Source organism: Streptomyces sp. NPDC047049 (assembly GCF_040643995.1).
Taxonomy (GTDB): Bacteria; Actinomycetota; Actinomycetes; order Streptomycetales; family Streptomycetaceae; genus Streptomyces; species Streptomyces mooreae.
The window spans coordinates 61,791-83,881 of record NZ_JBEYVM010000012.1; the positions used below are offsets into that span (position 1 = coordinate 61,791).

Annotated in this window: 19 protein-coding genes; 13 read left to right on the plus strand and 6 right to left on the minus strand. The window is 71.3% G+C overall.

Going from position 1 to position 22,091, the window contains the following annotated elements; all coding sequences use genetic code 11:
- Positions 1-67: 67 nt before the first annotated feature.
- Positions 68-1,462 (minus strand): DUF2993 domain-containing protein, encoded by a 1,395-nt coding sequence (locus ABZ851_RS24605; RefSeq protein WP_361131301.1) that lies wholly within the window; start codon positions 1,460-1,462, stop codon positions 68-70.
- A gap of 401 nt (positions 1,463-1,863) precedes the next feature.
- Between ABZ851_RS24605 and ABZ851_RS24610 the strand changes: the two genes are divergently transcribed.
- The gene (locus ABZ851_RS24610; RefSeq protein ID WP_361131304.1) at positions 1,864-2,622 is read left to right on the plus strand and encodes a MerR family transcriptional regulator; all 759 of its coding nucleotides are present in this window, start codon (positions 1,864-1,866) and stop codon (positions 2,620-2,622) included.
- 87 nt (positions 2,623-2,709) lie between these two features.
- Here the strand turns inward: ABZ851_RS24610 and ABZ851_RS24615 are convergent, their stop codons facing one another.
- Complete coding sequence (locus ABZ851_RS24615; protein ID WP_361131307.1) at positions 2,710-4,527, minus strand: bifunctional metallophosphatase/5'-nucleotidase; 1,818 nt, start codon at positions 4,525-4,527, stop codon at positions 2,710-2,712.
- 259 nt (positions 4,528-4,786) lie between these two features.
- Between ABZ851_RS24615 and mshD the strand changes: the two genes are divergently transcribed.
- Positions 4,787-5,725, plus strand: a complete 939-nt coding sequence (gene mshD / locus ABZ851_RS24620; RefSeq protein WP_361131310.1) for a mycothiol synthase — start codon at positions 4,787-4,789, stop codon at positions 5,723-5,725.
- 160 nt (positions 5,726-5,885) lie between these two features.
- Here the strand turns inward: mshD and ABZ851_RS24625 are convergent, their stop codons facing one another.
- Positions 5,886-6,521 (minus strand): GNAT family protein, encoded by a 636-nt coding sequence (locus ABZ851_RS24625; protein ID WP_361131313.1) that lies wholly within the window; start codon positions 6,519-6,521, stop codon positions 5,886-5,888.
- A 93-nt stretch (positions 6,522-6,614) separates the two neighbouring features.
- On the opposite strand from ABZ851_RS24625, the gene ABZ851_RS24630 reads away from it, so the two are divergent.
- The 6 genes from ABZ851_RS24630 (at position 6,615) to ABZ851_RS24655 (ending at position 13,437) form a co-directional block, all read left to right on the plus strand.
- Positions 6,615-7,775 carry an ABC transporter ATP-binding protein gene (locus ABZ851_RS24630; protein ID WP_361131613.1) on the plus strand — a complete coding sequence of 387 codons (1,161 nt, stop codon included), beginning with the start codon at positions 6,615-6,617 and terminating at the stop codon, positions 7,773-7,775.
- The gene (locus tag ABZ851_RS24635; RefSeq protein WP_361131316.1) at positions 7,772-8,812 is read left to right on the plus strand and encodes an ABC transporter permease; all 1,041 of its coding nucleotides are present in this window, start codon (positions 7,772-7,774) and stop codon (positions 8,810-8,812) included. Before ABZ851_RS24630 ends, ABZ851_RS24635 begins: the two co-directional genes overlap by 4 nt.
- Positions 8,813-9,225: 413 nt before the next feature.
- Entirely contained in the window at positions 9,226-11,502 is a 2,277-nt protein-coding gene (locus ABZ851_RS24640; RefSeq protein WP_361131319.1) for an RNA degradosome polyphosphate kinase, read from the plus strand.
- The gene (locus tag ABZ851_RS24645; protein ID WP_361131322.1) at positions 11,499-11,693 is read left to right on the plus strand and encodes a hypothetical protein; all 195 of its coding nucleotides are present in this window, start codon (positions 11,499-11,501) and stop codon (positions 11,691-11,693) included. The genes ABZ851_RS24640 and ABZ851_RS24645 overlap by 4 nt, the downstream gene beginning before the upstream one ends.
- The gene (locus ABZ851_RS24650) at positions 11,693-12,952 is read left to right on the plus strand and encodes a CHAD domain-containing protein (protein ID WP_361131325.1); all 1,260 of its coding nucleotides are present in this window, start codon (positions 11,693-11,695) and stop codon (positions 12,950-12,952) included. The genes ABZ851_RS24645 and ABZ851_RS24650 overlap by 1 nt, the downstream gene beginning before the upstream one ends.
- A gap of 65 nt (positions 12,953-13,017) precedes the next feature.
- The gene (locus ABZ851_RS24655) at positions 13,018-13,437 is read left to right on the plus strand and encodes an NUDIX hydrolase (RefSeq protein WP_361131328.1); all 420 of its coding nucleotides are present in this window, start codon (positions 13,018-13,020) and stop codon (positions 13,435-13,437) included.
- 117 nt (positions 13,438-13,554) lie between these two features.
- Here ABZ851_RS24655 and ABZ851_RS24660 read toward each other — a convergent pair whose 3' ends face one another.
- Both ABZ851_RS24660 and ABZ851_RS24665 read right to left on the minus strand, forming a co-directional pair.
- Positions 13,555-14,811 (minus strand): hypothetical protein, encoded by a 1,257-nt coding sequence (locus ABZ851_RS24660; protein ID WP_361131331.1) that lies wholly within the window; start codon positions 14,809-14,811, stop codon positions 13,555-13,557.
- A gap of 417 nt (positions 14,812-15,228) precedes the next feature.
- On the minus strand, positions 15,229-15,438 hold the full coding sequence (locus ABZ851_RS24665) for a hypothetical protein (RefSeq protein WP_336050465.1): 210 nt from the start codon (positions 15,436-15,438) through the stop codon (positions 15,229-15,231).
- A gap of 234 nt (positions 15,439-15,672) precedes the next feature.
- Here ABZ851_RS24665 and ABZ851_RS24670 point away from each other — a divergent pair, with 234 nt between their 5' ends.
- The 3 genes from ABZ851_RS24670 to ABZ851_RS24680 all read left to right on the plus strand — a co-directional run bounded on the left by ABZ851_RS24670 (position 15,673) and on the right by ABZ851_RS24680 (position 18,678).
- Positions 15,673-16,974, plus strand: coding sequence for a hypothetical protein (locus ABZ851_RS24670; protein WP_361131616.1), 1,302 nt, complete (start codon positions 15,673-15,675; stop codon positions 16,972-16,974).
- A gap of 220 nt (positions 16,975-17,194) precedes the next feature.
- Positions 17,195-17,518: an Lsr2 family protein gene (locus ABZ851_RS24675; RefSeq protein WP_129294814.1), complete on the plus strand. Its 324-nt coding sequence runs from the start codon at positions 17,195-17,197 to the stop codon at positions 17,516-17,518.
- A gap of 266 nt (positions 17,519-17,784) precedes the next feature.
- Entirely contained in the window at positions 17,785-18,678 is an 894-nt protein-coding gene (locus tag ABZ851_RS24680) for a helix-turn-helix transcriptional regulator (protein WP_361131336.1), read from the plus strand.
- A 107-nt stretch (positions 18,679-18,785) separates the two neighbouring features.
- Here ABZ851_RS24680 and ABZ851_RS24685 read toward each other — a convergent pair whose 3' ends face one another.
- Positions 18,786-19,538, minus strand: coding sequence for a class I SAM-dependent methyltransferase (locus ABZ851_RS24685; protein WP_361131619.1), 753 nt, complete (start codon positions 19,536-19,538; stop codon positions 18,786-18,788).
- A gap of 478 nt (positions 19,539-20,016) precedes the next feature.
- Here ABZ851_RS24685 and mshA point away from each other — a divergent pair, with 478 nt between their 5' ends.
- Positions 20,017-21,387, plus strand: coding sequence for a D-inositol-3-phosphate glycosyltransferase (gene mshA, locus ABZ851_RS24690; RefSeq protein WP_361131339.1), 1,371 nt, complete (start codon positions 20,017-20,019; stop codon positions 21,385-21,387).
- Positions 21,380-21,949: a YbjN domain-containing protein gene (locus tag ABZ851_RS24695; RefSeq protein ID WP_361131342.1), complete on the plus strand. Its 570-nt coding sequence runs from the start codon at positions 21,380-21,382 to the stop codon at positions 21,947-21,949. The genes mshA and ABZ851_RS24695 overlap by 8 nt, the downstream gene beginning before the upstream one ends.
- Positions 21,950-22,091: the final 142 nt, after the last annotated feature.

Below are 22,091 nucleotides of genomic sequence, written 5' to 3' on the forward strand. Positions count from 1 at the left end.
GTCCCCCAAGACGCCGCCCCTGCCTCCCGCCCCTGTCGGGGCGACGAGCCCTTACTTCCCGTCTTGTCTACTTCTTCTCCGCCGGCTTCTTCGCCGCGTCCCCGAACGGCAGGTTCGACCCCGAAAGGTCGGCGCGGATGCCGTCCCGTTCCACGGAGATATGCCGCAGCCGGACGTTCCCGGGCGTCTTGGGGAGCTGGAAGGACAGCGACAGCCGGTCCGCGAGCTGCGGCTTGGTGAGCCCGGTCAGCGTGCCGAGGATCTTCGGGTCGATGCCCACCTTCTGCAGCAGCCAGGGGTGGTCCGCGACCACATCGACGAGGTTGACCTTCATCAGGTTCTGGACGAAGCGCGGCGACCCGGTCAGCTCGTGCAGCTTCTCCTCGTTCTGCAGCGCTTCCTGGATGTAGGGCTTGGGAATGCCGATCCGGTCGACGATCGCCGGGATGCTCAGCATCGCCTTGACCTTGGCGGCCTGCCGGCTGAGCTCGGCGGCGGTCTTGCGGGTCAGCCGCAGGCCCTCTTCCTTGCCGGTGCCGGGGCGGTAGACGGCGATGTCACCGATGTCCAGGCGCATCCGGCTGATGTCGGTGGAGATGCCGCGGTCGCCGGCCCGCTGAATGCGCGCCTCGGCCCGTACCCGCAAATCATGGCCGGCGATCGGCAGTTGACCGACCGCGCGCACGGAATTCGGGCCCATTTCGCTGAATTTCACCTGCGAGGCGCCCAGTTCGCGGTTCATGTCGTCGAAGGCCAGCAGCACGCTGCCGTGCATTTTCCCGATCGTGGCGCCCTTGATGGAGCTGGGCAGATCACCGTCGAGACGTACGTCGTTGGCGGTGGCCTCGAATTTCGCCAGCGAAACCCGGTCGGCGGCCAGGTCGGGAATGGTGACCTTCACCTGGTCGACGTGCTTGCCCAAGACCTGGGTGAGGAACGGGAATCCCTCGATATCGACCTCGGGAGTGGCGTTCAGATGCAGGGCATCCTTCACCTTTTTTGCGGCGGCATTCTGTGCGTACAGCACCGCGAACCGGTCGAAGAGTCCGAGGAAGGAGACGCCGACGAGTGCGGTGACCAGCAGCTTCAGGGCGAATGGAATGGCGGCGAACCGGCTGAGGCCGCGCTTCTTGCGGCGGTGGTTCGGCGGCTTCCAGGCCTCGCCGTCCGTCTCGTCGTCCGAGCGCAGGCCGAGGCCCAGCGGGTCGTCACTGTCGTCGCGTTCGTTGAGGTACGTGCGGCGGTGGGGAGCGTCGGCGGCGTCCAACGAGCCGGATCCCCACTCCGGTTCAGGCTCCGGCTCTGGGTCGGCGAGGGCCGCCAGATCCGCGTACGGGTTGACCATGTCGAGCTTTCTGGTGTCGCCCGTGGGGCCGTCCGGGTCGCCCGTCGTGGCGGTGTCGGACTGCGGCCTGCTGACGGGCGTGGGCGAAGGTGAAGATATGCGTGTGGGGGATCGCATTCGTACATCTGACCACGGGCGGGACCCTTGGATGCAAGTTGTACCGGCAGTAAGTCGGATACGCGAGGTTTGTCCCGCCGGTCTTGATAAAAATTTGCCGCGCTTGTGGGGTGACCTGAATGACCGTCACGCCTCTTGGTGGCCAAGCCGACAGCGTGCGTCTTGCCGGGATCCGTCCGGTCCATTCGGCCCCACGAACCGAAGAGCGCAGTCATCCCATGACGTCGCGGGAAGACCGTTCCATGATCGTCATTAATCGGGCAACCGGCAAGAGGGGCCGCGACGGCGATGCGCCGGGATTCCGGCTGCGGGGACTTGAAGCTGACGCAGCGGCAGCTCCTACCGTCCTGACCAGGGCCGGAAACACCGGCCCGGTGAAGCACTCGTGAGGGGAGGCGGCGATGGCCTGGCCGACTGCGGAGGTCGCCCGGATGTCGGGCGTGACGGCCCGGACGCTGCGGCACTACGACGAGATCGGTCTGCTGCCGCCCGCCTGGATCGGTACCAACGGCCACCGCTACTACGAGGAAGGCGAGTTGCTGCGATTGCAGCAGATCCTCGTCCTGCGGGCGCTGGGACTGGGGCTGCCCGCGATCGGCGAGGTTCTGTCCTCGCAGGTCGACGAGGTGGAGGCGCTGCGGGGCCACCACCGTCGCCTGCTCGCCGAGCGCGACCGGCTCGACGCCCTGGCCGGCACCGTCGCCCGCACGATCACCGAACTGGAGCATTCCAGGAGGGACGGCAAACCCATGACCATCAACCGACCGGAGAACCTCTTCGAGGGGATCCAGCCCGCCCAGTACCAGGCGACCCTGCACGGCTTCCCGGAGCTGGCCGAGGCGATCGACCGGCACACCGCGACGATGAGCGAGGCCCAGGTCGAGGCCGGACGCCGTGAGCGCACGGCCCAGATGATCCGGCTGGCCGAGCTGATGGCCGCGGGCACCCCGGCGGACGCCGAATCCGTGCAGGCCGAGATCGACGCCCAGTACCGGGCGCTCTCCGAGCTCCTCGCCGTATCCGCCGAGGAGTACCGCGCGCTCGGGCGTGCCTGCGTGGAGAACGAGCCGTGGCGCGCGGCCTACGAGTCGATCGCGCCGGGCCTGGCCGCCTACCAGCGGGACGCCATCCTGGCGTACGCCACGACCCGGCTGAGCTGAGAAAACCGGGCCGCCGCCACGGGAACGGCCGGTGGCGGCGGCCCTGTGGCGGCGGCCCTGCGAGGTGCGCCGGCCGGCTGCCGCGGTCTACTTCACGACCGTGATCCGGTCCGCCTTCGGCGGGGTGAGGGGGCTGTCGGCCGAGGAGTGGGCGGTCAGGTAGCCGGTGAAGGCGTCCAGGTCGGAGGGGCCGACGTACTTGTTCTTGCCGTCCTTGAAGGCGGCGAAGCCGTCACCGCCGCCGGCCAGGAATTCGTTCATCGCGACGCGGTAGGTCTTGGCGGGGTCGAGGGCGGTGCCGTCGAGCTTCACCGAGTCCTTGACGATGCGGGCGGCGCCCGACTTGGTCATGTCGAGGGTGTAGGTGAGGCCCCTGGAGATCTGGAGGATCTTCGGGGAGGCCTCGTTGGGGCCGCTGACCTGCTGCTGGAGTGCGGTGAGGAGCTGGGCGCCGGTGAGGTCGACGACGTTCATCATGTTGGTGAAGGGCTGGACGGTGAACGCCTCCCCGTAGGTGACCACCCCGTCGCCCTCCGCGCCGGACGCCTTGAAGGCGAGGTCGGAGCGCACCCCGCCGGGGTTCATCAGGGCGAGCTGGGCGCCGCCCTTGTCGCCCGCCTTGGTGGCCTCCAGCTGGGCGTCGGCGATGACATCGCCGAGCGGTGACTCGGGGGCGGCGGCGCCGCGGCCCGCGATATCGGCGGAGATGTGGCCGACGGGGCGGGCCGCGACCGGTGCGGCCAGCTTGTTCCAGCGGGTGATCAGCGACGTCATGTCCGCGGCCTTGGGCTGGGTGCGGTCGACGACGTGGTTGACCGCGCCGGGCGCCTTGACGCTGGTCCGCACGATGTCACGGGTGCGGCGGTCGTAAGTCAGCGTGGTGTCGGTGTAGAGCTTGCCGTAGGACGCGGCGGAGGTGACGGTGCGCGGCCGGCCGGACGGGTCCGGGATGGTGCAGGCGTAGGCCTGGTGGGTGTGGCCGGTGACCAGCGCGTCGACGGCCGGGGTGACGTGCTTGGCGATGTCGGTGATCGGACCGGAGATGCCGTCGCCGGGACCCGGGCTGTCGCAGTGGTAGTTGTACGAGGTGGAGACGGGCAGGCCGCCCTCGTGGATGAGGGCGACGATCGACTTCACGCCCTGCTTGTTCAGCACCTTGGCGTACTTGTTGATCGTCTCGACCTCGTCGTGGAACTTCAGGCCCTTGACGCCGTTGGCGCTGACGATGTTGGGGGTGCCCTCCAGCGTCACCCCGATGAAGCCGATCCTGACGCCCTTGTGCTTCCAGACGGTGTACGGCTTCAGCAGTGGTGTGCCGGTCTTCTCGTCCGTGACATTGGCGGCGAGGTACGGGAAGTCCGCGCCCCGGAACGTCTTGCCCTTCTCGTAGCAGCCGTCCTTGGGGTGGCAGCCGCCCTTCTGGAGGCGGGTCAACTCGGCCCGGCCCTCGTCGAATTCGTGGTTGCCGACCGAGGTGACGTCGAGGCCCAGCCCGTTCATCGCCTCGATGGTCGGCTCGTCGTGGAACAGCCCGGACAGCAGCGGGCTGGCCCCGACCAGGTCGCCGGCCGCGGCGGTGACCGAGTAGGGGTGGCCCTTACGGGCCGTCCGCAGGGACTGCGCCAGGTACTCCGCGCCGCCCGCCGGGATGCTCTTCTTGGTGCCGTCCGGCTGGGCCTCCTCGACCGTGCCGGAGGAGCCCTGCGGCGGTTCGAGATTGCCGTGGAAATCGTTGAAGGAGAGCAGCTGCACATCGACGGTGCGGCCGGCGCGGGCGGCGTGCCCGGCGTGTCCGGTGTCGGCCCCGGCCGGCAGGGCGGTGGCGGTGAGCCCGGCGGCGGCCAGTACGGCGGCGCCGATCGTCAATCTTCGCAGGGCGCGGCCCCGTTGCGGTGTCGCTGGCATGTGTTCCCCTCCTGGATGGTCCTGAGCGGACGGCAGCTTATTGTCGACGCGCGTAGTGCGACAGGGGTTGCCGGGTGACGAGCTGGTTGCGGGGCGGGTGACGAGCCGGTGCCGGGGAGGACGGGGGGAAAGCGGGGGAACGTTGGGGGGTGCTGCTCCGGGAACCCAGGTGGTGCCCGTACGGGGCCGGGGGGTGGTACCCCTCCGGGAACGCGGGTGGTGCCCCTCCGTGAACCCGACTGGGTCGTACGCTTCACACATGACTGACGCTGCACAGGAGATGGGCCGGGCCGGCCGCCGGATCCAGGTGGTCGACGAGCTCGCGCCGGAAGAGGCCACGGCCGTCGCCGAGCTGATCGAGCGGGCGGCCCGTACGGACGGGCAGCCCGCCGTGTCCGAGCAGGGGCGGCTGCAGCTGCGCGGGGGCGCGCGCCCCGGCGTACGCCATGTGCTGCTGTACCTGCGTGGCGACGAGGCCGAGGAGCTGGTCGCGTACGGGCAGCTGGAGGACACCGATCCGGTGGAGGCACCGGCCGCCGAGCTGGTGGTGCACCCGGGCCACCGCGGCCGCGGGCACGGCCGGGCGCTCGGCAGCGAGCTGCTGGAGCAGTCCGGGCGCCGGCTGCGGGTCTGGGCCCACGGCGGGCATCCGGCCGCCCGGCATCTCGCCCAGACCCTGGGGCTGACGATGTTCCGGGAGCTGCGCCAGATGCGGCGCTCGCTGACGGACCTGGAGCTGCCGGAGCCGGTGCTCCCCGAGGGGGTGTCCCTGCGGACCTTCCAGCCGGGCACCGATGACGAGGCCTGGCTGGAGGTGAACGCGGAGGCCTTTGCGCACCACCCGGAGCAGGGCTCGCTGATCCAGCGCGATCTGGACGACCGCAAGGGCGAGGCGTGGTTCGACCCCAAGGGCTTCTTCCTGGCGGAGAAGGACGGCCGGCTGGTCGGCTTCCACTGGACCAAGGTGCACGCCGACGAGGGCCTGGGTGAGGTCTATGTGCTCGGGGTGCGGCCGGGCGCCCAGGGCGGCGGCCTGGGCAAGGCGCTGACCTCCGTGGGGCTGCGGCATCTGGCCGGCCAGGGCCTGCCGACGGCGATGCTGTACGTGGACGCGGACAACGCGGCGGCGGTGAGCGTGTACGAGCGGATGGGGTTCGCCACGCACGAGACGGACCTGATGTACCGCTCGGAGACGTGAGACGGGCCGGAGAGGCGGGACCGCCCGGAGACGTGAGTCCGGGCGGAGAGGTGAGACCGGGCGGCGGCTGAGCGAGTGGCGTACGCGCGCGCGCGGCGTACGGCCGCTCACCCGCACGAACCTGCAGCGGGGCGGGCCCACCGGGGTCCGCCCGGCTGTGTCATTGCTGCCGCGCGCGCTCTTCCTGCTGCGCGCGCTCTTCCTGCTGCGCCCGCCACTCGCGCGCCAGCATCGCGTAGACGACCTCGTCGGACCATTCCCCGTCGAGGAATTCGTTCTCCCGCAGATGGCCTTCCCGGCGCATGCCCAGCCGTTCCAGCACCCGGGCCGAGGCGGTGTTGCGCCCGTCCAACTCGGCCTGGATGCGGTGCAGGTGCAGTCCCTCGAAGCCCAGCTTCAGCAGCGCCCGGCTCGCCTCGGTGGCGTAGCCGTGGCCGGTGTGGTCCGGGTGGAAGACGTAGCCGATGCCGCCCTGGCGGTGGGTGCGGCTCTTCCAGACGAAGGTGACGTCGCCGGCCAGGGTGCCGCTCTCGCGGACGACGACGGCGAGCTGGAGGACGTCGCCGGACTCGCGCAGCGCGGTGCGGGTGGTCTTGGCGGTGACGGAGGCCCGGGACCCGGCCTCGTCGAGGGGGCCCCAGTAGAGGTAGCGGCAGACCTCGGGGCGGCGCTGGTAGGCGTGGATCGCGGCGAAATCGTCGTGGATGACCGGGCGCAGATCCAGGCGTTCGGTGCGTATCGGGTAGTCGGGGGTGTACGGCAGCGGCGGCGTCACGGGCGTGGGAAGCGGGGGCACGCCGGCAGCGTAGGCAGCGGAGGTTGACAGGCGCAGCCCATTTCCCCCACCCTTTCACTACTTAATTAGTGGAATGGCTCAGGGGGACGAGTGATGCGGCCAGTGGGTACGGATGAGGTGGCCGGCCGGGCCTCGGGGCGCACCGCCGTCGAGGCGATCGGCCTCGGCAGGCGCCACCGCCGCCGCTGGGCCCTGCGCGAGGGCACCTTCCGGCTGCCGGCCGGCCGTATCTGCGCACTGGTCGGACCCAGCGGCGCCGGAAAGAGCACCCTGCTCGCGCTCGTCTCCGGGCTGACCCGCCCCAGCGAGGGGACCGTACGGATCGGTGGCGAGGACCCGGCCGGCGCCGCGGTCCGCGCCCGGACCGCCCATGTCACCCAGGGCAAGCCGCTCTATCCGCGGCTGACGGTCGCCGAGACGCTGCGGATGGGCCGCGCGCTCAACCCCGGCCGCTGGAACGGGGCGTGCGCCGAACGGATCGTCCGGGAGGGCCGGCTGCCCCTCGACGCCCGGGCCGGCACCCTCTCCGGCGGGCAGCGCACCCGCCTCGGGCTCGCCCTGGCCTTCGCCCGGAGCCCCGAACTCCTCCTCCTCGACGAGCCGTTGGCCGGGCTCGACCCGATCGCCCGGCACCGGTTCACCGCACTGCTGCTGGCCCAGGCCGCCGAGCACGGCACCACCGTCGTGCTGTCGTCGGACCTGCTCGCCGAGCTCGACGGGGTCTGCGACTATCTGCTGCTCCTGGGCGGCGGCCGGGTGCGGCTCGCGGGCGAGGTCGATGACGTCATCGGGGCGCACGCCCTCCTGAGGGGGGCGCACCGGGCCGGCGCGCTGCCGCCCGCGATCGCCGCGCACACGGTCGTCGAGACCCAGACGTCAGGGCGTCACTTCACCACCGTCGTACGGCGGAAGGGCCCGGTCGACGCCGGGCCCTGGGAGACCGCGGAACCGTCCCTGGAGGAACTTCTGCTGGCCTACTTGCGCGCGCCCGACGCGCCCGCCGCGCCCGCGCTGATCGAGCCGGGCGCGGAGCCGGCCCCGGCGCGGCGGCGGCGCCGGCCCGGCAGCAATCCGGGCATCCCCGGGATGCCGCGCAACGGACCGCCCCGCCCGGCAGGCCGTACGGGCGGACGGAGCGAATGGAGCGGATGGAACAGCCCGGCGGGCGGCGCGGCCGGGACACGGCACGACCTGCCGGGCGGCGCGGCGGGCACACGGCACGACCACCACAGCGGCAAGGGAGCGGCAGCATGACCACCACGGCACACCCCGGCACGAACGGGCGCGGCACAGCGGGCGATCCGGGCGGGACCCGGGAGGCGGGCCTGGCACCGCTGGGCGGCCTCGCCTGGCTGGTGTGGCGCCAGCACCGGCTGGTGTTCGGCGTGCTGCTGGCCGCGGCGGCCGGCGGCGCGGTCTGGTGCGCGGTGCTGCGCGGCCAGATGGCCGGATTCATCGACGCCCACCACATCGCCGGCTGCTCGCAGATCTCCCTCGATCCGCGCTGCGCCCACACCCAGGAGGCGGTCACCACCTTCCGCGACACCTACGGGCCGTCCCTGCGGCTCGTCGAGATGGGCCTGGTGCTGCTGCCCGTCCTGGTCGGGCTGTTCCTCGGCGCCCCGCTGATCGCCCGCGAGCTGGAGGCCGGTACCCACAAGCTCGTCCTGACCCAGTCGGTCGGCCCGCTGCGCTGGCTGGCGGCGAAGACCGGCCTGCCCGCGCTGGTCGTCCTGACCGCCGCCACGGGGCTCTCGCTGGCCTACAGCTGGCTCTGGCAGGTCGCCGGCGACGAGGTCTCCGGCTTCTACTGGTACTCGACCCTCGGCTTCCACGCGCTCGGCCCGGTGCCGGTCGCCTACTCCCTGCTGGCCCTGGCGGTCGGCGCACTGGCCGGGCTGCTGCTGCGCCGTACGGTGCTGTCGATGGGCGTCACGCTCGGCGCCGTGGTGGCGCTGCAGGTGGTGCTGGCCCAGCTCAGGCCCTACCTGCTGCCGGTCGAGACGGCCAAGTTCCCCGGCGGCCGCCCGGCCCAGCTGCCGGACGACGCCTGGCTCGTCGGCCAGGGCCACTACACCCGCTCCGGCGAGCGGCTGCCCGACGTGCCCTGCGAGCCGGCCCCCAGCTACCAGACCTGTCTGCGGCAGCACGACGTGGCCGGCCAGTACATGGACCACCACCCGGCGTCGCACCACTGGCCGCTGGCGTGGATCGAGGCCGGCGTCGTGCTGGCGGTGGCGGCGGTGCTGACGGTGATCGCCTTCCGGGTGATGCGGCGCCGGCACGGCTGAACCGGGCGCACGGGCCCACCGGCACACGGGCGCCTTTCGCGCGGCCCGCAACCCGGGCGGCACCATGCGTGTGACAAAGGCTGCCCCGGGGGAGGCACAGGGGGACGCGCCCCGGCGGCGGCCCCCGGGCCCGGTTTCCGGGGCACACCGCCGCAGGAGCCGCCCGGCCGGGGTTCCTGGTCCCGGCCCGGCAACGGCCCCCGCCCGCCCCCGACGACGCACCACGCCCAACGCCGGGGAGTAGCACCCCGCTTGCCTGGCCGCCATATCCGCGTTACCGGTGATTCAACGTCGCTTGCGAGCATCGGTGAATGCAGCCCGCTGTGCCGACCGGCCCCCACCCGAGGCTCCATCTCGCGCCGCCGCCTCCGTCTGACGCGCCTGGAACCCCCCGGACGCGGAAGAATAGGTTCATGAACCAGCAGCCCAGCGCCCAGGCCCAGCCCGAGGTGCCCACCCCGCAGCCTCCGCGGGCCGCGGCGCCCTCGGCCCAGCCGTCCGTGGGCTCCATCGCCGCGCACCGCCCGCAGGCGGTCCGGGGCACGGTGCCCGGCCTGGAGCCCGACCTGGACGCCGATCCCGACGCCTACGAGGACGAGGGCGTGGTCGGCGCGGACGGTGAGGAGCTGCCCAGCGGCCGCTTCCTGGACCGGGAGCGCAGCTGGCTGGCCTTCAACGAGCGGGTGCTCGAACTGGCCGAGGACCCGGCCACCCCCCTCCTCGAACGGGCTAACTTCCTGGCGATTTTCGCCAGCAACCTCGACGAGTTCTTCATGGTCCGGGTGGCCGGACTCAAGCGGCGGATAGCCACCGGCGTCGCCACCCGCTCCGCGTCCGGTCTCCAGCCCCGCGAGGTGCTGGACCTGATCTGGACCCGCTCGCGCGAACTCATGGCCCGGCACGCCGCCTGCTTCCAGCAGGACATCGCCCCCGAACTCGCCGACCAGGGCATTCATCTGATCCGCTGGCCGGAGCTGACCGAGAAGGAACAGGCCCGGCTGTTCACCCTCTTCCGCCAGCAGATCTTCCCGGTGCTCACGCCCCTGGCGGTGGACCCGGCGCACCCCTTCCCGTACATCTCCGGCCTCTCGCTGAACCTGGCTGTCGTCGTACGCAACCCGGTCAGCGGCCACGACCACTTCGCCCGGGTCAAGGTGCCGCCGCTGCTCTCCCGCTTCCTGGAGGCCTCCCCGCAGCGTTACGTCCCCATCGAGGACGTCATCGCCGCGCACCTGGAGGAGCTGTTCCCGGGGATGGAGGTGCGGGCGCACCACATGTTCCGGGTGACCCGCAACGAAGACCTGGAGGTCGAGGAGGACGACGCGGAGAACCTTCTGCAGGCCCTGGAGAAGGAGCTGATGCGGCGCCGCTTCGGGCCGCCGGTCCGCCTGGAGGTCGAGGAGTCCATCGACCCGGCCGTGCTCGACCTGCTCGTCCAGGAGCTGAAGATCTCCGACGCCGAGGTCTATCCGCTGCCCGGCCCGCTGGACCTGACCGGCCTCTTCGGGATCGGCGCGCTGGACCGTCCCGAGCTCAAGTACCCCAAGTTCGTCGCCGGCACCCACCGTGACCTCGCCGAGGTGGAGTCGGCGTCCGCGCCGGACATCTTCGCCGCCCTGCGCGCCCGCGACGTCCTCCTCCACCACCCCTACGACTCCTTCTCCACCTCCGTGCAGGCGTTCCTGGAGCAGGCCGCCGCCGACCCGGACGTCCTCGCCATCAAGCAGACGCTCTACCGCACCTCCGGTGACTCGCCGATCGTGGACGCCCTGATAGACGCCGCGGAATCCGGCAAGCAGGTGCTCGTCCTCGTCGAGATCAAGGCCCGCTTCGACGAACAGGCCAACATCAAGTGGGCGCGCAAGCTGGAGGAGTCCGGCTGCCATGTCGTCTACGGGCTGGTCGGCCTCAAGACGCACTCCAAGCTCTCGCTCGTCGTCCGCCAGGAAGGCGAGATGCTGCGCCGCTACTCCCATGTGGGGACCGGCAACTACCACCCCAAGACGGCCCGGCTCTACGAGGACCTGGGCCTGCTGACCGCCGACCCGCAGGTCGGCGCCGACCTCTCCGACCTCTTCAACCGGCTCTCCGGCTACTCACGCCGCGAGACCTACCGCCGTCTCCTGGTCGCCCCCAAGTCCCTGCGGGACGGCCTGATACAGCGCATCAACAAGGAGATCGCGCACCAGCGGGCGGGCGGTCCCGCCTACGTCCGCATCAAGGTCAACTCGATGGTCGACGAGGCCGTCATCGACGCGCTCTACCGCGCCTCCCAGGCCGGCGTCCCGGTCGACATCTGGGTACGCGGCATCTGCGCGCTGCGCCCGGGGCTCACCGGCCTGAGCGAGAACATCCGGGTCCGCAGCGTCCTCGGCCGCTTCCTGGAACACTCCCGGGTGTTCATCTTCGGCAACGGCGGCGAACCCGAAGTCTGGCTGGGCAGCGCCGACATGATGCACCGCAATCTCGACCGCCGGATCGAGGCGCTGGTACGGGTGACCGACCCGGCGCACCGCGCCTCCCTCAACCGGATGCTGGAGACGGGGATGTCGGACACCACGTCCTCCTGGCACCTCGACCAGGACGGCGACTGGACCCGGCATGCGGCGGACGCCGACGGCGCGCCGCTGCGCAACATTCAGGAAATGCTCATCGACGCCCGGAGGCGCCGGCGTGGCCCAGCGACATGACCAGCCGACCGGAGGGCCCGCGGGTCTCCTCGGCACCGGATACGAGCCCGGCCCAGCGCCCGGAGCCCGTGCGGCAGTGGTGGACGGCCCGTACCCAGGAGCGGACGGCTCGTACCCAGGAGCCGACGGCACACCACGGGTGGATGATGACCCCGGCCGCGGCCGGGACGGCGCGGCGTACCGGCCGCTGATGACGGACGACCTCGCCGACATCGGCGCCGCCCTCGCCGGGCGTACGGCCGAGGAAGTCCTCGCCGGCTATCTGCACCAGCAGTCGGCGGAATTCCTGCGCAGCCTGCGCCTGCACCGGGAGAGCGGTTCGGACGCGGAGGGCGCCGGCGAGGCCGCCCGTCAGCTGCGCCGAGCCGCCCGCCGGATCAGCGCCACCCTGCACACCTTCCGCCCGCTGACCGAGGAGGTCTGGGCCGACCAGCTCACCGCCGAACTGGGCTGGCTGTCCGGCGCCCTGGCCCGCGAACAGGCCTGCGCCGCACGCCGCGAACGGCTGATGACCGCACTGCAACGCCTGACCGGCCGCACGGAACGCAACGACCGGGGCGACCGGAATGGCCGTGCCGACCGGAACGACAGGGGCGACGGGAATGGCCGCGCCGACCGGGATGACCGGGGCGACCGACAGCGCCGTCCGGACCGCGGCAAACGGGGAGACCGCACGACCACGGGCCCGGGTACGGGCGCCGCCACGGGCCCGGTCAGGGCCACCGCCACGGGTCCCGCCACCGGCCGCGGCGCCCTGCCCACCGCGTCGTCCGCGGCTTCCACCGCAGCTACAGCCACCGGTTCCGCCGCGACTTCCGCCACCGATCCGGATCCCGACGGCGCCCTGGCGGCGGGTGCGGCGCGGGCCGGAGCCCTGCTGGACCGCCAGCTCACCCTCGCCCGCACCCGCGCCCACACCGCCGCGCTGCAGGCCCTGGGCTCCTCCCGCTTCCACGCCGTCGCCGACTCCGTGGCGGTACTCGCCTCCGAGGCGCCGCTCGCCCGTACGACCGGCGAGCTGCCCGCCGCCGAGGCGCTGCCGCCACTCGCCGAGCAGGCCCACCGCCGGCTCGCGGAGGCGGCCGCCGCACTGCCGCTGTCCCGCGCCGGCTACCCGTACAACGCCGCCGCGCTCGCCGCCGACCAGCGCCAGGACGCGCCCTGGCACCAGGTCCGGCTGCTGGTGCGACTGAGCCGCTACGCCCGGGAGGTGCTGGCGCCGGAGTACGACGGCTTCCGGCTGGCGGAGGCCGGCCGGGCGCTGGAGTGGCACCGCGACGCCGCGGAGGCCGCCGCCGCTGCCGCCGCCGCGGCCCGCACCCCCCGGATCGCCCCGGCCACGGCATACGCCCTCGGAGTGCTGCACGCCGACCAGCGGCACGAAGTGGAGGCGGCCCGCTTCGCCTTCGGCCGCGTGTGGCTGCCCAGGACACCGGAACGGACGAGCTGAGAACGGACGGAAGCGCCGAGGACACGGGCCGGCTGACGGCCGGGCAGGGGAAGAGGAGCGATGATGTGACAGTGCCTCAGAAGCCCATTCGAGCAGCGGGATGCGTCCTCTGGCGCCGCGCGGCCTCCGAGGACGGGCTGGAGATCGCGCTCGTCCACCGCCCCAAGTACGACGACTGGTCCCACCCCAAAGGCAAGCTGAAGCGCGGCGAGGACCCGCTGGCCGGCGCGGTGCGCGAGGTGGCGGAGGAGACCGGCATGGAGTGCCGCCCCGGAGCCCCGCTGCCCACCTCCTGCTACCTCGTGGACGGCCGCCCCAAGCAGGTCCGCTACTGGGCGGCAGAAGCGGTCGCCGGAGCCTTCACCCCGAACAGCGAGGTCGACCGCATGGTCTGGCTCTCGCCCACCGACGCCCGCCTCCGCCTCACCCAGGAACGGGACCGTCCCCTGGTGGACGCCTTGCTCGCGGCGCTGCATCTGGCGTGATGCCTGAGCCGGAACCCTGGGGAAGCCGCGCGCACACACCGGTCCCGGCTGCCTCGGACCTCCGAGGCAGCCGGGATCAGTCAGCCCGCAAGGACACCGGCGGCGTGCTCCGGCTGACTACACCCCACCGGGCTTGGAGGCTATGCACCCGGCGTCCGTGGAGTCCGTGGTGCATTTCGCGAAGACGCTGTAAACACCGTCGATGCCCTCCACCGGCAGATTGACGGTCATGTGGTGCGTCCACGTCGCCCCGGTGTCGGTGGAGAATGTCCAGTCGCCGGTGGTCGTCTTGATCGCCAAGGCTCGCGCCAGCCACGCTGTCTGGCCGGGCGGAACATCGATGGTCTGGCTGGCGCCCGTTGTCTCAGTGCTGGTCTGAGTCTTGGTCCAGGTGTGCTGGTAGCCAATCTGGACGTCGGACTTCAGTGGGCTCAGATCGCCACTGTCGGTTTTGCCCGGTCCGAGCGTGAGGCTGACGCCGAGGGTGTTCGTGTCGGTGATGGTGTCCGCTGTGGCCTGCGACCAGTTCAAGGCGCAGCTCAGATTGCCGCCGCTGGGTCCGCTGGAGTTCTTGCAGACGGGGGAGGGGCCGCCCTGGTCACTCGATGTGGAAACGAGTTGGTAGTCCCCGAGGTGAGCGGGCTGGGAGTCATCGGTGATGGTGTACGAACTCTGCGTGATGACGCCGGATCCCTTGTTGCGCTGGGTCAGCGCGTACTGCGTCGCCAGGTCATCGACGGTCGGGCCGCTTGCACCGTCACCGGGGGCCGCAGTCGCGGTCCACTGCTCATTGGTGGCTCCTCCGCCGGCGCCCACTCCATCGGCGCAGCCAACGGAATTCATCTGGAGGGCGTCACCGCCGGCGAAGGGGACGGCGTACTGGTCCCAATGCGACGTGATGCATTGGTCGTTGTCGACGCGTCGGATCAGGTAGGTATGGGCCGGGGTGTTGCTGACCGGTTGGGCGTAGAACAGCTGTTTCTGGTCTGAGGCATCGCAGGTGGTGGTCATGGTGAGGTAGCCGTTGTCGTCGATTTCGACGCAGCCGCTCTTGCCGGGAATGTTGTTGGCGATCTGGAAGCTGCCGTCGTTGTTGGGGTTGGGCTTGAAGCTCCACTGATCGCTCGGCACCGTGCCCTTGTCCGTGGGCCGCAGGACGACGTCATTGCTGTCCGACGAGCCGTCGTTCAGGAGATCAACGCTGCCATTCGGGCTCGCGACTTTCCCCAGACCCCCGACCTCGTGCTGCACGGGGGTGAGGGTCATGCACCCGGTGCTGGAACTCTTGTCACACGAGGGGTCTTCTGCATGAGCCGGCGTGGTGGCCAGCAGTGACAGCGGCACGGTGAGCGCGACCGCAAGAAACGCAGACATTCTTCGCGTCACATTTCGCGGGACTTGTTCAGTGGGCATGAGCCACTTCCCCTTCTTCTTTTCTTCGTGGTTCCGGCACCGCGACCACCTGGCGCCGAGCCGGGTCGGGCGACCACGAGCGGTACCCGCGGCACGGCCTCCGGCCCGAAGCCGAAGGCCTTGGCCGGACACCGGTTCACCCCGTGCTCCCGGGCCGCCGTGGCGCCATCAAGGTAGGGGCGGGCAGCCGGAGGTACATCCACCATCTGGGGGAGATAGTTCACGATTCAAGTGCCGGATCGTATGCGTTCAGCGCAGCTCCCGGCCAGGTTCATTGCGCAGCACGGCCGCCTTTTCGGGCGTGGTGAAAACGAAGCGAAGTGGCGGTCGCCGTGGGAGCCCTTGAGGCGCAGGAACTCGGGCGGGAAGAAGGGGGTTTCACCAGGAGGCGGCTTCCTGCGCAGCTTTCCGCTTCTCCCTCGCCTGCTCCAGTTGGATCGCATACAGCTCCACCTGCCCCGGGCTCATGACGAGGACGGACGGCTCGGTCTCGCCGTCGCGGTGGTGGACGGTGACCGACAGAGCGGCCTGCTGGGCGCGGGGGTCGTAGGCGATATCGCGCTGATCGATGGTGACGTGTGAGATCACGGTGTATCTCCTCATCAGAGTGCGGTAGCCCCTCCGCCTTTTCGGGGACGGGCGTGAGGGGGGGCCGTCAATCAGCCGAAGCGCGATGCTCCGGACGGCCGATATTCACTCAACTCCCCTACGGCCCAAGGGGTAAGGGAGCAGAGTGGAGAGACGGTTGAACCGGTTGAAGGCTCGGAGGTAAACGAGATGGCGTCACGGTCAAGGACTCCGAACCTCGCCCTCGCGGGCCTCATGCGGGAAGGGGGCATCGGAAACGCGCAGCTGGCGCGGGCGGTGAACCGGGCTGCCGCGGAGAGGGGCGTGACGCTGCACTACGACAAGACGGCGGTGTCCCATTGGCTGAAGGGATCTGTGCCGAAGAAGGAGGCGCGCGGCGCGGTCGCCGAAGCGCTCTCCCGGCTCCTGAAGCGCCCCGTGGCGTGGGACGAGGCCGGTCTCGGTGACAGCACCGGGCCGGGCGAACCGCTGGGCGTGGTCGACGGGGTGATGGACCTGGGCCGGGCCGACATGGACCCCTCGCGGCGCGCGGTACTCGGCGCCGGCCTGTACTCGGCAGTGCTGGTCGTGCCGAGCTTCGAGGACGTTGCCGTTGCCGGGCGAACCGAAGCGACGTCCGCCGGGGTCACCGTCCGAATCGGCAGGGGCGAGGTTCAGACCGTCCGGAAAATGACGGAGAAGGTCGCCGACATCCTCGATGATCTCGGCGGAGGTCACGCGCGGCCGATGGCAGCCGCATTCCTCGTCAATACCGTCGGCCCCTACCTCAAAGCCGGTGGCACGCAGGAAGCCCAGAAGGCGATGCGCTCGGCTGCCGCCGACCTTGTTTACCTCACCGGCTGGATGGCCATGTTCGAGCGGGAACACCGCATCGGGCAGAAGTATTACGTCAAGGCCCTCAAGCTCGCGGGCGCCGCCGAGGACCACCTCACCTACTGCCGCACCCTGCGGGGTATGGCCTTACAGGCCTCGCACCTCGGCCACGGCGCGAAAGCCCTGGAACTGGCCGACGCCGCCGCCGAAACCGCCCCTGTGGCGGGCCCTCGCCTCACAGCGTTCCTTCGGGGCCAACAAGCACACGGCGCCGCGATGGTGAAGGACCGCCGCCAGGCATTCTCCCGGCTGCGGGAGGCTGAAGTGGCGCTCTCGCGGGCGGATGGCTGCAACGATCACATCGGTGGCTATGACGGCGCCGCCTACGCATTTCACGTCGCTCATGTGCTGTGGGAACTGGGCGACCGGCCCGCATCGGTCAAGGCGCTGCGCCGGTCGAACCGTTGCCGTCCGGCGACGGAACGCCAAGGGCGTGTGCACGGCAATGGGCTTCTGGCCCGACGTCTCCTCGCCATGCGTCATGTGGAGGAGTCCTGCGAGGTGTGGGGACGGTTCCTGGACGACTACACCGGGGTCTCCAGCTCCCGCGGTGACGAGCACTTCGCCGCCCTGCGGGACGGCCTGCGCCCCTATCGCCGGCTTCCCGCCGTACGGGAGCTTTCCGAACGGGCGCGGGAGGTGGCGCGCCTCAAGACCGCGTGACACCGACACCGGAGGTGACCATGGCGAACACCGGAGGTGACCATGGCGAACACCGGAGGTGACCATGGCGGACGGGACCATCAACGCACGGGGAGCCGCGGGGTACCTCCTGGAGATGAGGATGCGCCGGCCCGAGGATTTTTTCCCGTCAACCCGTTAGTCGCACCAGCAGGCGGGGGAAAGTGCCGGTGGGTCTATTTCATGGGTTTACACTGCCTGCATGGCACAGAAAGTAATCACCATCTTCACAGACGACCTCACGGGCGAAGAGTCCACCGAGGCTGCCACCCACACGCTTTCTCTTGACGGTGTGACTTACGAGATCGATTTGAGTCCGGACAGCTACGACCAGCTGCTGGAAGCCGTCGGTCCGTTCTTGAAGGCCGGTCGCAAGACCGGGAAGGGTCGTAAGCCGCGTAAGGCGGCGGCCAGCAATGAGGACACTGCCGCGATCCGGGCCTGGGCCAAGTCGAGCGGCTACAACGTCAGCGACCGCGGGCGGGTGCCCGCTGAGATTCGTGAGGCGTACCAAAAGGCCAAGTGAATTTTTTGGATAAACCGGAAGCCCCTCGCCGTGTGTGAGGGGCTTCTTTGTGTCCGGTTCCGGCAAGGCCGCGCCCTGCCCGTAGCGGGCGGCTGCCCGGTGTCGCGGGAATGGAAAGGAACAATCGAGAAGCCATTCTTTTCCGGGGACAATCCGAGCGTCGCCGCCGCTGCGGTGCATTGTGGGACAGAAGGAGGGGGACGGGACAGCTGCCGGCCTGGGGCCGGCGGAATCGCCCGGTCCGCGGTGCGTCGCATACTGGACCGATGCTGCACGCGGAAATCGAGATCGGCTCGTTCCTCAAGGTGCGCCGGGCGGCGCTCGACCCGGCGGAGCTCGGCCTGCCCGACGGGGTCAACCGCCGCCGGGTGCGCGGCCTGCGGCGCGAGGAGGTCGCGCAGCTCGCCGGCATCAGCGTCGACTACTACACCCGGATCGAACAGGGCCGCGCGCCCGCCATCTCCGACTCCGTCCTGGACGCGATCGCGCGGGCGCTGCGGCTGTCCGACGGCGAAATGACGTACCTGCACAATGTCGCGGCGCCCCGGCGGCGCCCGGCGGACTGCGTCGCCGCCCCGGGCCCGGACGGTGGCCCGTGCGCCGTGCCCCGGCAGACCGTACGCCCCGAGATCCAGCGGCTCCTGGACGCGATGGAGGCCACCGTTCCGGCGGTGGTCCTCGGCCGCGCCCTGGACATCCTGGCCTGGAACGCGCTCGGCGGCCGGATCTCCTTCGACCTCCCGGCGCTCGCCCCGGACCGGCGCAACACCGCGCTGCTGGTCTTCCTCGACCCGGCGGCCCGCGCCCTGCACGCGGACTGGGAGGCGAAGGCCTTGGAGGTGGTCGGCAATCTGCGCGCCGAGAGCGGACGGCATCCCGAGGACCCGCGGATCTGCGAGGTGGTCAATGAACTCCTCGCACGGAGCCGGGACTTCCGGCGGATCTGGGAGACCCAGTCGGTGTCCGAGTGCCTGTGCGGCACCAAGTCCCTCCTGCATCCACGCGTCGGCGAACTGGTCCTCACCTTCGAGAGCTTCCGGCTGAGCGCCGACCCGGACCAGGCGCTGGTGACGTATACGGCCGAGCGCGGCTCAAAGACGGAGGGGCGGCTGCGGGAGCTGGGGGCCCTTGCCCTCGGGGACCCGGTGCTGAGCGCGTAGCGAAGGCTGTGTTGCTGAACGGGCAGGGACGGCTGCGTTGCGACTGACCGCGTGGCGAAGGCCGCGCTGCTGACCGACCGCGTGGCGAAGGCCGCGCTGCTGACCGATCAGCGCGCACTCCCCATCCCACTCCCCTTGGGCGCAAGTGCCTCCCACCGCACCGTGACCTCCCCCTGCCGCCGGCGCCGCGGGTCACCCGTCAGCGGCCAGTCCGTGGCCAGGGCCTGTACGGCGGCGCGCCACCGCTGGCGGGCGCCGAGTGCGCCGAGCGGGGCGGCGGTGGCCCAGGCGCGGTCGAAGTCCCGGAGGAAGGCGTGCACCGGCTCGCCCGGCACATTGCGGTGGATCAGCGCCTTGGGGAGGCGTTCCGCCAGTTCAGAGGGTGTGTGGAGGGTGCTGAGGCGAGCGGCGAAGGTGACCGTGCGCGGGCCCTCGGGGCCCAGCGCCACCCAGACGTGCCGGCGCCCTATCTCGTCGCAGGTGCCCTCGACCAGCAGCCCGCCGGGCGCCAGCCGTGCGCAGAGCCGTTGCCACACGGCGGCCACTTCTTCCTCGTCGTACTGCCGCAGCACATTCGCGGCCCGGATGAGGACCGGCGCCCGCTTGCGCTGCCCCGGCAGCGGTACCTCGAAGCCGCCGTGGAGGAAGTCCAGCCCCGCCCGCTCGTACGGCCGGGCGGCCTCGACCCGCGCCGGATCTATCTCTATGCCGACGACCCGGGCGTCCGGGCGCACCGTCCGCAGCCGCCCCAGCAGCTCCACCGCGGTCCAGGGCGCGGCGCCGTAGCCGAGATCGACCGCCACGGGGTCGGCGGCGCGGCGCAGCACGGCACCGTGCTCGGCGGCTATCCAGCGGTCCATGCGGCGCAGCCGGTTGGGGTTGGTGGTCCCGCGGGTGGCGTTTCCCACGGGCCGGGAGCGCCCGGGGCCGGTCCGGGACTGCCCGGGGCCGGTCCGGGACTGCCCGGTTGCGGTCCGGGACTGCCCGGGTACGGGCCGGGCCTGCCCGGTTGCGGACCGGGACTGCGCGGGGATCAGGGCGGCGGCGGAGCCGGGGGAAACGGGAGAGACCCGAGAGGCGGGGGAGCCGGGAGATATCTGGGGGACGGGGGAGACGCTGGGGCGGCGGGCCATGTCCTTGAGGGTAGGGGGTGGGCGCCGGAACGCCGTCCGCCGAGGCACCCTCGGCCCCCCGCCCCGCTGCGGCACCCATGGCCCGCGCTTGGTCACGCTTTGGCAAAGTGCCGCCAGGGCATGCCGGACGGAAATGGATGGCCGCGGTGCATTGTTGCAGGGGTTCGGAGGCGTGCCGTCCGCCCCGCCTAGGAGGTAGCTCGACGTGAGCCCACACGTGTCCCGGCTCCGCAGTCGGCCGCACGGCCAGTTCCCGGGGCAGGCCCGCCTGCGCCTGCCCGGCAGCGCACGCCGCCCGCGCCGGGTGGCGATGCTCAGCGTCCACACCTCTCCGCTGCACCAGCCCGGTACGGGCGACGCCGGCGGTATGAACGTCTACATCGTCGAGCTGGCCAGGAAGCTCGCCTCGATCAACATCGAGGTGGAGATCTTCACCCGCGCCACCACCGGCACCCTCCCGCCCGCCGTCGAGCTCGCCCCGGGCGTCCTCGTACGGCATGTGGACGCCGGCCCGTACGAGGGCCTGGCCAAGGAGGAGCTGCCCGCCCAGCTGTGCGCCTTCACCCATGGCGTGATGCAGGCCTGGGCCGGTCACCGCCCCGGTTACTACGACCTGGTGCACTCCCACTACTGGCTCTCCGGCCATGTCGGCTGGCTGGCCGCCGAGCGCTGGGGCGTTCCGCTGGTGCACGCCATGCACACCATGGCCAAGGTCAAGAATGCCGCGCTGGCCGCCGGCGACGCCCCCGAGCCGGCCGCCCGGGTGATCGGCGAGACACAGATCGTCCGGGCCGCCGACCGCCTGATAGCCAACACCGCCGAGGAGGCGGACGAACTCGCCCGGCATTACGAGGCCGAGCCCGGCAAGGTCGCCGTGGTGCACCCCGGGGTCAATCTGGACCGCTTCCGGCCCACCGGCGGCGAGGTCGCCGAGAGCCGGGCCGCCGCCCGCGCCCGCCTCGGCCTGCCGCAGGACGCGGTCATCCCGCTGTTCGCCGGCCGAATACAGCCGCTGAAGGCGCCCGACATCCTGCTGCGGGCCGCCGCCGCCCTGCTGGACGAGGACCCCTCGCTGCGCTCCCGGATGGTCGTGCCCGTGGTCGGCGGGCCCAGCGGCAGCGGCCTGGCCAAGCCCGAGGGGCTGCAGAAGCTGGCCGCCCGGCTCGGCATCGCCGACCTGGTGCAGTTCCGCCCACCGGTCGGCCAGGAACAGCTCGCCGACTGGTACCGCGCCGCATCCGTGCTGGTCATGCCCTCGTACAGCGAATCCTTCGGACTGGTTGCCATCGAGGCCCAGGCCTGTGGGACCCCGGTCATCGCGGCCGCGGTCGGCGGCCTGCCGGTGGCCGTGCGCGACGGCGTCAGCGGCTTCCTCGTCAACGGCCATGATCCGGCCGACTACGCCCGCGCGCTCGGCCGCTTCGTCGCGGACCCGGCCCTGCCCGCCCGGATGGGCACCGACGCCGCCCGGCACGCCCAGTCCTTCGGCTGGGACACCGCCGCCGCGGCCACGGGTGACGTCTACACCGCCGCCATGCAGGAGCACCGCCGTCACCTACGATCCCTCCATGGGTGACGAGCGAGAGACGAGCGGGGCAGTGGGCAACCGCAACGGCAACGGCAACTCGGCTGCCGGGACGGTTCCGGCGGCGCAGGCCGTGATCGAGCGGACCCTGACCGACGCCGAGCTCGAATGGGAATCGCCCTCCGACGGCACCTACGTCATCAAGCTCCCCGGCACCCGCAAGCTCTCCACGACCTGCTCGCTCATCGTCGGCAGGCACTCCCTCTCCATCAACGCCTTCGTCGTCCGGCACCCCGACGAGAACCACGAGGCCGTGCACCGCTGGCTCCTCGAACGCAACACCCGCCTCTACGGCGTCAGTTACGCGATCGACAAGCTCGGCGACGTCTACCTCGTCGGCAAGCTCCCGCTGGCCGCCGTCACGCCCGACGAGCTCGACCGCATCCTCGGCACGGTCCTGGAGAACGCCGACGGCAGCTTCAACACCCTGCTGGAAATGGGCTTCGCCACCGCCATCCGCAAGGAGTACGCCTGGCGGGTGTCGCGCGGCGAGTCCACCCGCAACCTGGACGCGTTCACGCATCTGACGCGGGGGAGCGCCGGGGAGTCGTAGGTCTCCTCCCACTCGCCCGCTGCATGCCGGCAGGGCGCGCGGACTCCCAACTTTCTGAAAGCCCTCAGACCCCAGGGACGGGCGGCTCCACCGTGGCGCCCGCTGGTGGCAGAAACGGCCTGGCCGCTTGAGTTCGAGGAGC